Raw genomic sequence first — 13,376 nt, forward strand, 5'->3', positions numbered from 1 at the left:
GGAGGGCGCCACAGTCGACGACGCCCCGGCCATCCGCCCCGCGGAGGAGACGCCCGCAGCGGCATCGAACAGCGTGGCGCCGGCCGAGCGGCAGCTCGGGGCGAGCCCGGTCATCACGATCGAGGAGGCGCCCCCGAGCGCGCGCGAGCGCGTCACCAAGCCGCTGCTCGCGTCCGAGGCGCTCATGGAGGATCTCGCGCCGATGCGTCCGGCGCAGGACGCGGCGCGGATCTGGTGCGCCGCCGTGGGCGTGGGGTTTCTCCTCCTCGGGGGCCTGTCGCTCGCGGGGCTCCGTCCGGAGGGCGTGGTCGCCGGGCCGCCCGCGTTCGTGCTCGGGATCGTCGCGCTGTTCACCGCGCTCACGTCGGTGAGCTACAGGCAGCGCGCCGTGGCCATGGTGGTGCTGGGGGCGATCGCGACCGTCATCGGCCTGCAGAGCTCCGGGACGGCGTTCGGCTGGGGAGCCGCCCGGGCGGTGGCGGCGATAGCGCTGCCGGCGGCGCTCGTCTTCCGGTCGCGCTACCGGGCGTACAGCGGCGCGCGCTGGCTGCTCGTGGCCGCTTTCCTCGTCGCGCTCCCGTCTTTCGGACAGGCCGTCGCGCAGCTCGCCCTGGTCGATCCGCACCTGGGCCAGCTCGGCGCCGTGATGGTGATCCTGGCGGTGCTGTCCAGCCTCACCGGCTTCATGGGGTCCGAGACGACGGGCGCCGGGACGTTCCTTGCTGTCGCGGTGGTGCTCGCCTTCACGGCTGACCTGGTCGTCGGCAGGCTCGCGCAGCTCGGCGCCTTCTCCCCGGGCGAGCTCGTCGGTGTGCTCTCCGCGGGGGTGGCGTTCGCCGCCACGTCCGCCCTCACGAGCCTGGGCCTGTTCCAGATCCTGGCCTGGCGTCTGGCCGCCGACGCTCGGCGCATCGACCTGCACTCGCGCCCGAGCGACAAGGATGGCCCGGACCAGCGTCCGCCCTCCGGCGGCGAGTGGCTGACCTAGGCTCCTGCGCCAGAAGCACGCAAAAAAGAGCTGGGCGCGCTCCGGGAGCTGCGCCGTGCTGCGCAAACGGCGTAAACGCAAAGATGCGCGACGAGCGCGGGTGGACGCTTGACATGTCCCCCGGCTTCCTTCACTTTCCCGCGCTCCCGAGCCCCCCTGCTCCCCCGCGCAGGGCGTGTGCCCGGCCAGTTTTTTCGATACAGGTCGGGGCACCGAGGGCGGTGCTCCTTCCAACCGAGGACGTCATGGCGAAGAGCGACATCACTGGGAAGCGGAAGCTTCTGGCGCAGAATGTCTCCCACTCCAACATCAAGACGAAGCGCTGGCAGCTCGTCAACATCCAGACCCGGCGCGTCTGGGTCCCCGAGCTCAACCGCTTCGTGAAGCTCAACCTCACGACGCGCGACATCCGCACGATCGACAAGATCGGCGTCGTCGCGTACGCGAAGCGCCACGGCGTCGCGCTCTAGGCGCCGCGCCGGCGCGACCAGGCGAGTGTCTCGCAGCCGCTTCGCGGCTGCACGCGCGCAGCGCTCTCCTTCTGATTCCTCCCGGGGCTCCGCCCCGCTCCACACGTAGCCCCAGCATCCTGCGGCAGGCACTCTGTGCGGCCGCCAAGCGTCGGCCGATGCTTCGCCGCGAACGTCGTCGGTCGCGGCATCACGCAGCGCCCCCTAACGTTCCCCGGAGCCCTCGACGGTAGGGGCGTCGGTCAGCCGCCCGCAGGGCGGCGGCCAGCTCCCGCTCGGCCAGCCAGCGTGGCGTCGGCCAGCCGCCGCAGGGCGGCGGCGGCTAGCTCCCGCTCGGCCAGCCAGCGTGGCGTCGGCCAGGCCGCTCGATGGACGCGCTGCCGCGCACAGCGCGTCGGCCAGCCCGCTCCAGCTTCGTCTCAATCGCCTGCTGGCCGCGTCCCAGGTCCCGCCATGAAGCCGGGCGCGAGGTGGACCGCGCGCGCGTCGCGGTCGTCGCGCAGCACGGCGAGGGCGCCCTCGGCGCTCAACTGCGTGCGGACGTCGTGAAGGGCGGCCTCGAGCGCGGTGCCGTGAAGGAGCGCGCCGAGGGCGTTCACGTCGAGGCTGGGCTTGCCGGTCAGCGCGACGGCCGCCGCGAGGGTGCTGCGCTGGAGAATCGCGATCGGCGCCGCCGCTGGCAAGGGCGTGCCCGGCGCGAGGCGCGTGATGCCGCGGCGCACCGGGACGGCATCGCGGCCGAGCGCGATCTCGAGCTCGGGCACGGCGATCCCGTCGTCGGTGCGCGCGTAGGCCAGCGCCGCGACCGTGCCCCAGCCGTCGCAGGCGACGATGGCGTCCGCGGGCCGCGCCTGCTCCGCGACCGGCCACGGCGCCTGGAGCGCCGTGGCGCCCTCCGCGATCGGCGTCGACGCGGCTTCGACCTCGGCCGGGACGGCCTCGGCGATGTCCTCGGCGGTCAGCGTCCCGCCGGCGACCGGCCCGCCCACGGCGAGCAGCGCCCGCTCCACGTCGCGCGCCCGGAGCGCCACCGCGCCGAGCGAGCCGACCTCGCGGAGCAGCGCCGCGCGCCCGCTCGCGCCCGCGCGCTCGGCCGCGGCAACGCCGGCGCGCACCAGCTCGCGGAGCCGCGCGCGCCCGAGGTAACCGTGCAGCAGGACCAGCATGCCGAGCGATCGCGGGACCGCGACGCGCGCGGCCTCCGGAACGCTCTGCCCGTCGACGAACCCGCGCGGCCGCGGCGCGCCGCGGCCGGGCTGGATCGCCCGTCCATCGAACGCCCGCGCGCCGACGCCGACGCCGGCCGCGAGCGCCACCGCGGGCGCCAGCAGCACGTCGGGCTGCGCGCCCGCGGCGGCGAAGAAGCCGGCGACGATCGCGTCGATCGCGCTGCCGGACGACTCGAGCGCGGCCCGAGCGGCCGAGGCCGCAGAGGCGTCGCTCGCCGTGGCCGCGGCGCCGCGGATCACTGCTCCTCGTCCTCGGCGACGAGGGTGTTCGGCATGGGCATGGTCGGCCTTACCACAGCCGAAGCCGTTGAGCGATCGGGCTTGCGCGCGAGCGACGCCGCGAGCTGCGACTTGATCTGGACCGCGCGGTCTCCCTCGACGACCAGGAACACCTCGCGCCGTCCGCGCAGGCGATCGGCGACGCGCTCGAGCGCGGCCGCCCCGAGCGACGAGGATTTTCCGAGCGCGCGCAGCCGGGTGTAGACGATCGGCCCGGGCGGGGGGGCGTCCCGGGCGACGTCGAGCACCGGGATGACCTTCGCGGCGCGCGCGGTCGCGACGATGTCGTCGCGCTCCCAGATCCCGGAGGGCTCCCAGCAGCGCACGACCCCTTCCGCCGGCAGGCGCTCGAACAGCGCCGCGAGCTTCTTGCGGTTGCTCGCCGTCGGCCGGAGCGACGCCGGCGTCTGGAGCACGATGCATCGCGCCTCCAGCACGGCCGCCACCTCGAGCGAGGTCGAGAGCGCCTCGTCGAGCTCGCTCCCGGACGCGAGCTCGCCGACCACGCGCGGCAGCACGACGCTGAAGACGAAGCCTGGCGGGACCGCCTTGCGCCACTTGCGCAGCGTCGTCACGCGGGGCAGCGACGAGTCGACCGGACGGAGCTCGACCAGATCGAAGCGATCTTTGTACTTCTGGATATCCCCCTTGAGCGAGGGCAGTCCGACGAGGAGGCGGGCCATCAGCGCGGACTCTTAACCCAGCTTGCGCGCCGATGCAGCGCATGGCCGACGGCGGCGCGATTTCTCGCGCGAGGCTCAAAATCCTTGATTATTCGAAGTGGAACCACTGCGTCGGGTTCTCCCGGAGGAACCGCTCCATCTCGGCCGTGATCTGCCGCGCTGCGACGTCGAGCTCGGACGGTCCTGGCCTGCGGGGCAGCGAGATCGGCGGCGCGATGCAGATCTCGTACTGCATGAACCCGGTCCGGCGGGTGAACACCGGGACGATGGGCGCGCCGCTCACAGCGGCGAGCTGGAGCGGCCCTTCTGGCACGCGCCAGGGCATCCCGAAGAGCTCGACGTCGCGCCCGCGCATCCCGGACGGCAGCCGATCGATCTGGATGGCCACGACGCCCTTTCGACGCAGGTGCGCGAGCAGCGGGAGCACCGCGAGCGGATCATCCTCCACGTGCTGCATCCGCACGCCGACCCGATCGCGCGTGCCGTCCTGGATGGCCTGCGCCCGGCTGTCGCGCTCGCGCTGCATCACGACGAGCACGTCGGCTGCATGCACCGAGCGCAGCAGCGGCGCGGCGGCCTGCCAGCCGCCGGTGTGCGCCGTGACGACGATCACCCCGTGGCCGCGCCGGAACGCGTTCGTGAAGTGCTCGTCGTTCACGCACAGGCCGGTGAGCCGCTCGGACCGGCTGCTGCCCGCGATGAACGCGTCGGTGAGGCAGTTGGCGAAGTTGATGAACACCCGGGCGACGTCCCGGTACTCGTCGAGCGCCCCCCGCTCGCCGAGCGCCAGCCGCAGGTTCCGGAGCACGGCCTTGCGCTGCTCTGGCAACACCGCGCCGAAGAAGAGCCCGAACAGCGCAGGGCTGTGGCGGACGAGGAGGTCTGGGCCGTAGGTCACCCCAGCGTCGACCGCGCGCCGCCAGAGCACGGAGTCGTGGTGGCGCAGGTCGTCGAGGAGCGCTCGGAGCCTGGAAGGGAGATCCACGTTCGTGCTCGTGCGCGCGGCGTCTTGCAGGCGGACACCGTAGCGGATCGCGAGGCGTCCGCGAAGAGCGCCGGAGCACCGCCGCGCCGCGGCCCGAGGGGCCGTGTAGGCGCGCTGCGCGCCTCAGCCTGCGCCGGGATCCTCGGGCGGCTCGGCGGGTCCGGGCGCGGCCGGGTTCGTCGGCTCGGCGCCCCCGGCGCGGCGCACCCCCCACGCAGCGACGGCGCGCACCGAGGGATCCTCGTGGGTGAGCGCCGCGGCGAGCGCGCGCCTCGCGCTGGACGCGGCCGCGCCTTCTGCGCCGCGCGCGAGCCGGTTTGCAGCGACGATGGTCGCGTTCCTGGCCAGCCCGCCGCGCCGCGCGCGCCGGAGCGGCGTCCCGACCGTCAGCGCGTCGAACTCTTGCTCGCCCAGCGACGCGAGGTCGTCGACGTCCCGGGCTTCCCATCGCGCCAGCGGATGAAACGGCGCGGTGCGCTCGAGCGGCGGCGGCGCGGTCTTGTTGAACGGGCAGACCTCCTGGCAGACATCGCAACCGAAGAGGTGCTCTCCGATGCCGGTCCGCAGCCCCTCGGCCGGCGCGCTCCGCTGCTCGATCGTCAGGTACGCGATGCAGCGACGCGGATCGAGCACGAAGGGCGCGTCGAACGCCTGCGTCGGGCACGCGTCGAGGCAGCGCGTGCACGATCCGCAGCGCTCCGCGATGGGAACGTCGGGGACGAGCGGCAGCGTGGTCACCACCTCGCCGAGGAGCTGGTAGCTCCCCTGCCCCGGCGTGATGAGGAGCCCGTTCTTGCCGACGAAGCCGATGCCCGCGCGCGCCGCCCAGACGCGCTCCATCACCGGCTCGACGTCGCAGAGCGGCCGCGCGGCGACCGACGGCGCGAGCGACCGGATGAAGGACGCGAGCCGCCGCAGCCGGCGCTTCAGGTGGTTGTGATAGTCCTGCCCCCGCGCGTACCGCGCGACGCTCTGCGCGAGCGCGGGGTCGCGCCCCTCGCTCTCCCTGGGGCGGGCGTACCTGCGGCCGACGCACACGACCGAGCGCGCGCCCTCGAGGATCGCGCCGGTGTCCAGCCGTCGCCGCTGCTCCGCGTACTCCGCGAGGTAGCCCATCTCCCCGTGCATGCCGCGCTCGATGAACTCGAGGTACCGGGCGTGCTCGATCCCGATCGGCTCGTCCGCGCGCGCGACCCCGACGACATCGAACCCGAGCGCGAACGCCTGCTCGCGGACGAGGCGATCGACCGTCGGTCGCTCCGCGCTCGCCTCCCCTGCGGGACGATGGGCATCGCGCTTGTTCATGACGTCGATGGTAGCCGTACGGACGTGGGCGCCGGCTTCACGCGCGGCGACCTCGCGAGCTCACCCGGCGGTCTGCTCGCCGAGCAGCCGATCGAGCGTGATCGCGCACGCCGCGCGCACGCTGAGGTGATTGTAGCCGGTGTTCCCGGCCGCGCGGATGGGCTCGATCCTGACGTCGGCGTTGGCGATGAGCTCCGGCGCGAGACCCCAGCCCGTGCCGAACGTGATCAGCACCGGCCGGGTCGCCTGCGCGAGGCGCGCGCGGGTCTCCGCATAGCTCGTCACGGGCAGCCCCCGCGAAGCGGCCGCGGTCGTCCAGACCTCGACGCCCTCTCGTCCCGCGCTGCTCAGCGCGCCGTACGCTTCCTCGAGGCTCGAGACCACGCTGAGCACGTCCAGCGCGACGGCGCGATCCGGGATCCGGCGCTTGCCTGATCCGACGACCCAGTGCTCCCTGATCCGCTCTGCCAGGGCGCGCTGGGCTGCGACCGGGTGCACGACGAAGAGCCGCTCGGCCCCGTACGTGCGCGCGCTTCGCGCCATGTCGTGCAGGTCGAGGTTCGTGATCGCCGTGGTCACCGTCTCGCCGGAGCGATCGAGCACCGGGTAGTGAACGAGCGCGAGCGCGAGCCTCATCGCCGCACCTCGCCGCGCTCGTCCGGCGGAGCGTCTCCCCCTCGCGCCTTGCGCCACAGGTCGGGCCGCCGCTCGGCCGTGCGCAGCTCTGCCTGCGCCTGTCGCCATCGGGCGATCGCGGCGTGGTTCCCCTGCTGCAGCACCTCGGGCACCCTGTGCCCGCGGAACTCCACGGGGCGCGTGTACTGCGGGTACTCCAGGAGCCCGGACAGCGCGGGGCTGTGGGACTCGTGCTCCGCCGATCCCGCGTTGCCCAGCACCCCTGGCAGCAGGCGTACGCACGCGTCGATCACCGCCATGGCCGCCACCTCGCCGCCGGTCATCACGAAGTCGCCGAGCGAGATCTCCTCGTCGACGAAGGCGCGGACCCGCTCGTCGAACCCTTCGTATCGGCCGCACACGAGCGCGATGGAGGGGCGCGCCGCGAGCTCGATCGCCTTCTCCTGGCGGAAGGGCTGTCCCTGCGGCGTGAGCAGGATCCGATGCGCCCGCCGAGCCAGGCCGGGCGACGCCTCCCCTTCGCCCGCTGGAGGCGCGATCGCCGGCTCGCCCTCGCCGGCAGCCTCGTCGAGCGCCTCCATGCAGCGGACGATGCAGTCGACGCGCATCACCATGCCCGAGCCACCGCCGTAGGGCGTGTCGTCGACGCTTCGGTGCCGGCCGAGGCCGAACTCGCGTGGGCTGCGCATCTGCACGGTGACCGCGCTCGAAGCGAGCGCCCGCCCGACCATGCCGATCGCCAGAAAGCCCTGGAAGAGCTCTGGAAACAGGGTGACTACAGCGATGCGCATTGAACCTGCCGCGGCGGGCTGCCTCGCGCCGAACGGCGGCTCAGACGAGGCCTTCCAGCGTGACGAGCTGGACCAGGTGCTGTTCCACGTCCACGCTGCTGACGAAGCCCTCGGTCAGCGGGATCTCGATCGAGTCTGCGCCGCGCCGCTCCACGACGAGGACGTCGCAGGTCGGGTACGACTGGAGCGACTTCACGTGCCCGAGCACCGTGCCCTCGGGCGTCATCACGCGCGCCCCCTCGATATCGCATGCGTAGAACTCGCCCTCGGAGAGCGGCGCGAACGCGTCGCGCGGCACGCACACCTGCGCGCCGCGCAGCGCCTCGGCCGCGTCCCGATCGTCGACGCCCGCGAGCCGCACGAGCAGCGCCTTGTCGGCGGGCCGCGTCGCGACGAGCTTCGCGTCCCGCTCGGCCCCGTCCGCGAGGCGCAGCTTGACCGCGAGCCGCGCGACGAGCAGGTCGGACGCCTCGTTGTAGAGCCGCAGCCGCAGCTCGCCCTGCACGCCGTGCGGGCGGGCGACCTCCGCGACGGGAACGTAACGTCGCTCCACGTCGGGCCCGTCTCAGTCGAGGATGTCGAGGTGCGCGCGCCGCCCCGACTTGCTCGCAGCGGCGCTCAGCAGCGTCCTGATCGACTGCGCGGTGCGCCCATCCTTGCCGATCACCTTGCCGATGTCCTCTCGCGCGACCGTCAGCTCGATCCGCGGGAAGCGGTCGCCCGCGACCTCGCGCACCACGACCCGGTCCGGGTGATCGACGAGCGCTCGAGCGACGAGCGCGACGAGATCGACCAGCGGAGACGTCGAGGAGGCCATGCTACTTCGCGGCGTCCGCCGGAGCGGCCGCCTGGGCAAGCCCAGGATGCTTCAGAAGCAGCGCCACCGTGTGCGTCGGCTGGGCGCCGTTCGAGATCCAGTGCCTCACGCGGGGCACGTCGAGGCGGATCTCCGTCCTGCGCGGGTCGTACGTGCCCAGCCGCTCGATGAACCTGCCGCCGCGCGGGCTGCGCTGGTCGGCGACGACGATGCGGTAGAAGGGCGTCTTCTTGGTGCCCGCGCGGGCGAGGCGAATATGAACGGCCATCTGTAGAACCTCGATCGATATGGAAGAGCCCGTGCGCACGTTGTGCACGGCCTGCTCTGAGGCGCCGGAGCGTAGCTCGTTCAGTGCCCGGCGCCAGAAGTGGGGGCGCAACCTAGGCGAAGATCCCGCCGGTGGTCAACCCCGCACGCGCGTGGCGAGCCCTGCGAAGGGCAACTTTTTCCCCGCCCCCATGCGCATGCCGCGCTCGTGCCCGCCGTCGTCGTGACCGGCCGTTCCGACCAGACGAGCTTCGCTGAACCCTGGTACAGGCGGGTGACCGAGCTCAGCACGCATCGGACGATGCGCGACGCCGAAAAAATGTGGGAGTTGCGGGGAAAGCGGAGAGCGTCCGGGGGGGACCGCTCACGGGAACCGCTGGGCTGGCGTTCCCGCGGGAATCAGAGAGGGGACCTGCGTGCTACACGTGGCGTCAGCCCAGGTCGAGGATGATGACGCCCCGGTTGGGATCGTCCTCTTCCGCGTCCGGAAGACGACGAGGTGCGGGGTAGCGTTCGATCGGCAGCTCAAGGCGCGGTCGAATTTCTTCTCTTCTGGACCGATCCTTCTCTTCTTCGCGCTGCCGTATTTGCTCGATGATGAACGGAGGAAGCATCGACTAACCCCTCCACCTCGTAGAGTGCTCGGCTGAATTGGTGGAACGAGGTCTGGGAGAAAGCACCCCGCTCTTAGAAGCGAATCTAGCAATGTGGGATGGCGGGTCAAGGTTATCGCTCGGGCCGACGGTGGTATGTTCGCGGCGCTCATGACGCGGCACGGCGCGTGGCCTACGCACGCATCCTTCGAGTTTCACTGGGATGATCGGCGTCCGCGGGTGCGCCCGCGGGCGACATGCCGCTCCCTCGTGGTCGCGCTGGCCGCGCTGATGGCGCTGCTTGCGCCCGCCCGAGCAGCGGCCGCTGCCTTCGACGTCAACGACCCGAGCTGGGAGGGTTGCTCCGAGTTTCTCGAGATCGCGCGCGCGGAGCTCGGGGTTGCCAGGGTCCACGCCGTCGCTGTGCTCGACTGGAGCCAGGTCGGCCCGGAGGACGGAATCCTCGTGCTCCACCCGCTGCAGGCGCTCGACGCGGACGACACCACCTCGTTCATGAAGGCCGGCGGGCGGCTCGCGATCGTCGACGACTTCGGCCGCGGCGACGACACGCTCCGGCGGTTCCAGATCGAGCGCATCCCGACGCCAGCCCGGCCGGTCGCCGCGCTCCGGAACCGCCCCGCCCTCGCCGTCGCGGAGCCGGTCGTCGACGTCGTCGGCGGCCACGCCATCGGCCCGCACCCCGTCGTCAGCCATGTGCAGCGGCTCGTGACGAACCACGCGACCGGCCTGAGGCACCCGAACCTCTCGCCCGTGCTGCGGATCCGCGCCGTCAGCGAGCCCGACGTGATCGTCGCCGTCGCCGGACAGGTCGGCAAGGGCCGGCTCTTCGCGATGGGCGACCCGTCCGCGCTGATGAACATGATGCTCCGGTATCCGGGCAACCGCGCGTTCGCCTCGGGCCTGACCCGCTACCTCGTCGACGAAGACGGGGCTCAGCCGCGCCGGGGACGGCTCTACATCGTCGCGAACCGCTTCGACGAGGAGAGCTCGTTCGGCGGCGAGACGTCGCTGCGCAAGGACTTCGACGAGCAGCTCAAGACGCTCGCGAGCGCCGTCGAGGACGCCCGCCGCGACGGCCTGCCCGGCGGCGCGCTCCTCGCCCTCGCAGCGCTGGCCGGCCTCGGGCTCGCGCTCTGGACCGCGCGCGCCTCGGCGCGGCCTTACCGGAGCCCCCTCCCTCGATACGCCCGCCCGACGCCGCTCGTCTCGCAGGGCGGCGCCGCTGGGCGCTTCGCCGTGCTCGCGGCCCCGTCGTCCCCCCGCGGGCTCGCGTTCCTCGAGCTGAAGAGCGCGCTGTTCGAGGCCCTGTCCGTGCGCTTCGGCCTCGAGGCCAACCCGGCGCAGGACACGGTCACGCGGCTCGTGGCCCGAGAGGGATCTCTTGACGAGCGCGCCCTCTCGGCATTCAAGGAGGTCCTGGGCACCATGTACCGAGTCGAAGCGTCCGTCGTCGCCGGCAAGCCGGCGAACGTGTCCAGGCCCGCGCTCATGCACGCCGCCGACGTCGTGCGGAAGGTCCTTGCCGCCTGCGGCGCCGACGGCCGGAAGCCGCCGCGGGGGCCTCATCCCGGCGCGCCGGAAGGCCGCTCGGCGGCGCCGCCCTCGCAGGCCGACGCGAAGCTCGCACCACCACCCTCTGACAAAGGCGCTCGATGAACCAGGTTCAAGCCGTCGCCGTCGATGAAATCTCCGCTGCCAAGGAGCGGATCGAGGCGGTCCGGCGGGAGATCACGCGCGTTTACATCGGATCGTCGCGCGCGATCGATCTGATGCTCACCGCCCTGCTCGCGCAGGGGCACGTGCTGCTGGAAGGCGTCCCTGGCGTCGCAAAGACCACGCTGGTCAAGGCGTTCGCGGCCGCGCTGGGCGCGTCCGTGCGGCGGATCCAGTTCACGCCCGACCTCCTGCCGGCCGACATCACGGGGACGTACGTCCTGTCGCCCAAGGAGGGGACGTTCACGCTGCGCCCCGGTCCGATCTTCGCGAACCTCGTGCTCGCCGACGAGATCAACCGCGCCCCGGCGAAGACCCAGTCCGCCCTGCTCGAGGCCATGCAGGAGCGGCAGGTGACGATCGAGGGCGATCGCTTCGAGCTGCCGTCGCCCTTCATGGTGCTCGCGACGCAGAACCCGATCGATCTCGAGGGGACCTACCCGCTGCCGGAGGCGCAGATCGACAGGTTCCTCATCCGGGTGAGCCTCGGGTACCCGCAGCACAAGGACGAGGTGGCGATGCTCCGCGCGCACAACGTCGAGCCGCCGCGCGCGCGGGCGACGCTCGCCGTCCAGGACCTGCTCATGCTCCAGGGCGTCGCGCGGCGCATCCACGTCGAGGAGGATCTGTACGAGTACGCGGTGAACCTCACGGCGTTCACGCGCACGCATCCCCGCGTCCTGCTCGGCGCCTCCCCGCGGGCCACGCTCGCGCTCATCCAGGCGGCGAAGGCGGCGGCGGTGATCGGCGGGCGCCCGTTCGTGACGCCGGACGACGTGCGCGGCATGGCGCCCGCGACGCTCGCGCACCGCCTGGTGCTCGTGCCCGAGGCCGACGTGGACACGAAGGCGCGCGACACGATCGTCGAGGAGGCGGTCCAGCGCGTGGGCTACCGGCGCGCTGCGCGGCCGGCGTAGGTCGCCCCATGCAGCTCTACCCCACGCGCACCGCCGCCCATCTGGCCATCGCCGGCGTCGCGGTCATGGGCGCCGGGCTCATCGCGCGGGAGCCGGCGATCGTCGGCTGGGGCGGGGCGATCCTGGTCGCCATCGCGCTCGCCCGCGGCGTGACGCTGGTGTCGGTGGCGCGCATCCGCGCGGCCGGGTTCGAGATGCTCTGGGGCGGCTCGAAGCGGGTCCTGCGGTCCGCGCGGGGCGGCACCGTGGAGATCGAGGCGGAGGTGCGGAACCGCGACACGCTCGCGGCGCGCTACGTGAAGCTGCGCGCGATCGCCTCGTCGCAGCTCGACGTGCGCATCGAGCCGAACCGCGGGGAGGTCTCCGCCTCGGGACGGCTCAAGGTGAAGGTCGTCGTGCGGACGCCGCGCGTCGGCCAGCACGGGCTCCACGGGCTCGCGCTCGAGGTGCACGGCGCCCCCGGCCTCTTCGAGGTGCCGCTCACGTTCGCGAACCCGTACGGGATCGAGGTGCTCCCGCGGCCCTTCATGGCGTACCTGACGCAGCCGCGCGGAGGGCGGAGCCACCTCCTCGCGGCCTCCGGCAGGCCCGGCCGCGTGCGCGGCGAGGGAGATGATCTGCGCGAGCTGCGAGAGCACCAGCCGGGGGACCCGTTCCGGAAGATCGCGTGGAAGGCGAGCGCGCGCCGGGGCACGCTGCTCGTGAGGGAGTTCGAGCGCGAGGAGCGCGACGTGGTCTGGATCCTGGTCGACGCGGCCGTGGATCTCTGGGCGGGCCCGCTCGGCCGCGCCCCGCTCGACCTCATGATCGACGAGGCCTCGGCCATCGCCACGAGGCACCTCGGGCGCGGCGATCGCGTCGGGCTCATCATCCTCGCGCCCGGCCCGCGCGTGACGATCCCGCCCGACCACGGCCCTGGGCACGGCCAGAAGATCGCGCACGCGCTCACCGTCGGGTGCGGCACGTATGACGCGGATCGGAGCGAGCTCGACGAGGCGGACGTCGCGGCGCGCGTCCTCGAGCACCTCAGGCCGCTCGACGCGCGCGGCCTCGACGACCTGCGCCGCGGCGACCTCGACCGGCTGGCCGCCCGCGCCGAGTCGATGCGGTCGCGCGCGCCGTTCTCGGCGCCGGCGCCGCTCGGGCGCTCGCAGCGCGAGCGCACCCTGCGCCGCTACCTCGCCAGCTATGGCATCGAATCGCCCGCGCGGTCCGAGACGGATCGGCGCGATCCGGCCGTGACGATCGCGGAGTCGCTCACGCACGTCGCGCGCACCAAGCCGCGGGCGAGCATGGTCTACGTCCTCGCGCCGCCCCCCGCCGACGCGCAGCTCGGGCGGCTCTCGGAGGCGGTGCGGCGGCTCTCGCGGAAGGCCGTCCAGGTGATGTGGACGCTCCCCGAGCTCGAGCCGGGGCTCAGCCCTCCCTGGGAGGCGCCGCGACCGCCGGAGAGCGACGGAGACGAGGAGCCGCGAGCGCTCACGCCGGCCGACAAGGCCTTCCAGGAGCTCGCGCCGATCGCGGCGGAGGCCGTGCTCATCCGCGCGCGGGTGGCGCAAACCCGCCGTGAAGCTGTGCTCCGCAAGGCCGGCGTGCGCGTGGTACGGCTTCGCGCGACGACCGCCGCCGCCCCGAGCGCGACCGCGCCCCACGACGGGGCACCCCCACCTCAGACCTAGGAC

15 protein-coding genes are annotated in these 13,376 nt (G+C 73.1%); 5 read left to right on the forward strand and 10 right to left on the reverse strand.

All coding sequences use genetic code 11. The features are described 5' to 3' along the window. Positions 1 to 73 precede the first annotated feature (73 nt). Both WME96_RS23155 and rpmB read left to right on the forward strand, forming a co-directional pair. Complete coding sequence (locus WME96_RS23155) at positions 74 to 988, forward strand: hypothetical protein (RefSeq protein WP_437292253.1); 915 nt, start codon at positions 74 to 76, stop codon at positions 986 to 988. 245 nt (positions 989 to 1,233) lie between these two features. Then, on the forward strand, positions 1,234 to 1,458 hold the full coding sequence (rpmB, locus tag WME96_RS23160; protein ID WP_061608570.1) for a 50S ribosomal protein L28: 225 nt from the start codon (positions 1,234 to 1,236) through the stop codon (positions 1,456 to 1,458). A 419-nt stretch (positions 1,459 to 1,877) separates the two neighbouring features. Here rpmB and WME96_RS23165 read toward each other — a convergent pair whose 3' ends face one another. The 10 genes from WME96_RS23165 to WME96_RS23210 all read right to left on the reverse strand — a co-directional run bounded on the left by WME96_RS23165 (position 1,878) and on the right by WME96_RS23210 (position 9,064). Beyond that, the gene (locus tag WME96_RS23165; protein ID WP_437292254.1) at positions 1,878 to 2,927 is read right to left on the reverse strand and encodes a hypothetical protein; all 1,050 of its coding nucleotides are present in this window, start codon (positions 2,925 to 2,927) and stop codon (positions 1,878 to 1,880) included. Then, positions 2,924 to 3,649, reverse strand: a complete 726-nt coding sequence (locus WME96_RS23170; RefSeq protein WP_437292255.1) for a DUF72 domain-containing protein — start codon at positions 3,647 to 3,649, stop codon at positions 2,924 to 2,926. Before WME96_RS23170 ends, WME96_RS23165 begins: the two co-directional genes overlap by 4 nt. 88 nt (positions 3,650 to 3,737) lie before the next feature. Further along, positions 3,738 to 4,634 carry a lysophospholipid acyltransferase family protein gene (locus tag WME96_RS23175; protein WP_437292256.1) on the reverse strand — a complete coding sequence of 299 codons (897 nt, stop codon included), beginning with the start codon at positions 4,632 to 4,634 and terminating at the stop codon, positions 3,738 to 3,740. Positions 4,635 to 4,757: 123 nt separating this feature from the next. After that, the gene (gene queG / locus WME96_RS23180) at positions 4,758 to 5,939 is read right to left on the reverse strand and encodes a tRNA epoxyqueuosine(34) reductase QueG (protein ID WP_437292257.1); all 1,182 of its coding nucleotides are present in this window, start codon (positions 5,937 to 5,939) and stop codon (positions 4,758 to 4,760) included. 60 nt (positions 5,940 to 5,999) lie between these two features. After that, positions 6,000 to 6,575, reverse strand: coding sequence for an RNA methyltransferase (locus tag WME96_RS23185; RefSeq protein ID WP_437292258.1), 576 nt, complete (start codon positions 6,573 to 6,575; stop codon positions 6,000 to 6,002). Beyond that, positions 6,572 to 7,366: a tRNA (guanosine(37)-N1)-methyltransferase TrmD gene (gene trmD / locus WME96_RS23190; protein WP_437292259.1), complete on the reverse strand. Its 795-nt coding sequence runs from the start codon at positions 7,364 to 7,366 to the stop codon at positions 6,572 to 6,574. Before trmD ends, WME96_RS23185 begins: the two co-directional genes overlap by 4 nt. A 40-nt stretch (positions 7,367 to 7,406) precedes the next feature. After that, positions 7,407 to 7,919 carry a ribosome maturation factor RimM gene (gene rimM, locus WME96_RS23195; protein ID WP_437292260.1) on the reverse strand — a complete coding sequence of 171 codons (513 nt, stop codon included), beginning with the start codon at positions 7,917 to 7,919 and terminating at the stop codon, positions 7,407 to 7,409. 12 nt (positions 7,920 to 7,931) lie between these two features. Further along, positions 7,932 to 8,183 carry a KH domain-containing protein gene (locus WME96_RS23200; RefSeq protein WP_061608562.1) on the reverse strand — a complete coding sequence of 84 codons (252 nt, stop codon included), beginning with the start codon at positions 8,181 to 8,183 and terminating at the stop codon, positions 7,932 to 7,934. A 1-nt stretch (position 8,184) separates the two neighbouring features. Continuing rightward, positions 8,185 to 8,451, reverse strand: a complete 267-nt coding sequence (gene rpsP / locus WME96_RS23205; protein WP_012237071.1) for a 30S ribosomal protein S16 — start codon at positions 8,449 to 8,451, stop codon at positions 8,185 to 8,187. A 430-nt stretch (positions 8,452 to 8,881) separates the two neighbouring features. Beyond that, positions 8,882 to 9,064: a hypothetical protein gene (locus WME96_RS23210; RefSeq protein ID WP_104982642.1), complete on the reverse strand. Its 183-nt coding sequence runs from the start codon at positions 9,062 to 9,064 to the stop codon at positions 8,882 to 8,884. Positions 9,065 to 9,313: 249 nt separating this feature from the next. Here WME96_RS23210 and WME96_RS23215 point away from each other — a divergent pair, with 249 nt between their 5' ends. The 3 genes from WME96_RS23215 to WME96_RS23225 are packed head-to-tail and all read left to right on the forward strand — an operon-like array spanning position 9,314 to position 13,373. Further along, positions 9,314 to 10,720, forward strand: a complete 1,407-nt coding sequence (locus WME96_RS23215; protein ID WP_437292261.1) for a DUF4350 domain-containing protein — start codon at positions 9,314 to 9,316, stop codon at positions 10,718 to 10,720. Beyond that, entirely contained in the window at positions 10,717 to 11,694 is a 978-nt protein-coding gene (locus WME96_RS23220; protein ID WP_433937699.1) for an AAA family ATPase, read from the forward strand. The genes WME96_RS23215 and WME96_RS23220 overlap by 4 nt, the downstream gene beginning before the upstream one ends. A gap of 8 nt (positions 11,695 to 11,702) precedes the next feature. Then, the gene (locus tag WME96_RS23225; protein WP_437283777.1) at positions 11,703 to 13,373 is read left to right on the forward strand and encodes a DUF58 domain-containing protein; all 1,671 of its coding nucleotides are present in this window, start codon (positions 11,703 to 11,705) and stop codon (positions 13,371 to 13,373) included. Positions 13,374 to 13,376: the final 3 nt, after the last annotated feature.

This window comes from Sorangium sp. So ce406, assembly GCF_051474675.1.
In the GTDB taxonomy this organism is placed as follows: domain Bacteria; phylum Myxococcota_A; class Polyangia; order Polyangiales; family Polyangiaceae; genus Sorangium; species Sorangium cellulosum_G.

Coding starts and splice junctions, on each gene's coding strand:
- rpmB (WP_061608570.1), top strand. CDS start 1,234: ATGGCGAAGAGCGACATCACTGGGAAGCGGAAGCTTCTGGCGCAGAAT.
- WME96_RS23170 (WP_437292255.1), bottom strand. CDS start 3,649: ATGGCCCGCCTCCTCGTCGGACTGCCCTCGCTCAAGGGGGATATCCAG.
- queG (WP_437292257.1), bottom strand. CDS start 5,939: ATGAACAAGCGCGATGCCCATCGTCCCGCAGGGGAGGCGAGCGCGGAG.
- WME96_RS23185 (WP_437292258.1), bottom strand. CDS start 6,575: ATGAGGCTCGCGCTCGCGCTCGTTCACTACCCGGTGCTCGATCGCTCC.
- trmD (WP_437292259.1), bottom strand. CDS start 7,366: ATGCGCATCGCTGTAGTCACCCTGTTTCCAGAGCTCTTCCAGGGCTTT.
- WME96_RS23200 (WP_061608562.1), bottom strand. CDS start 8,183: ATGGCCTCCTCGACGTCTCCGCTGGTCGATCTCGTCGCGCTCGTCGCT.
- rpsP (WP_012237071.1), bottom strand. CDS start 8,451: ATGGCCGTTCATATTCGCCTCGCCCGCGCGGGCACCAAGAAGACGCCC.
- WME96_RS23210 (WP_104982642.1), bottom strand. CDS start 9,064: ATGCTTCCTCCGTTCATCATCGAGCAAATACGGCAGCGCGAAGAAGAG.
- WME96_RS23220 (WP_433937699.1), top strand. CDS start 10,717: ATGAACCAGGTTCAAGCCGTCGCCGTCGATGAAATCTCCGCTGCCAAG.
- WME96_RS23225 (WP_437283777.1), top strand. CDS start 11,703: ATGCAGCTCTACCCCACGCGCACCGCCGCCCATCTGGCCATCGCCGGC.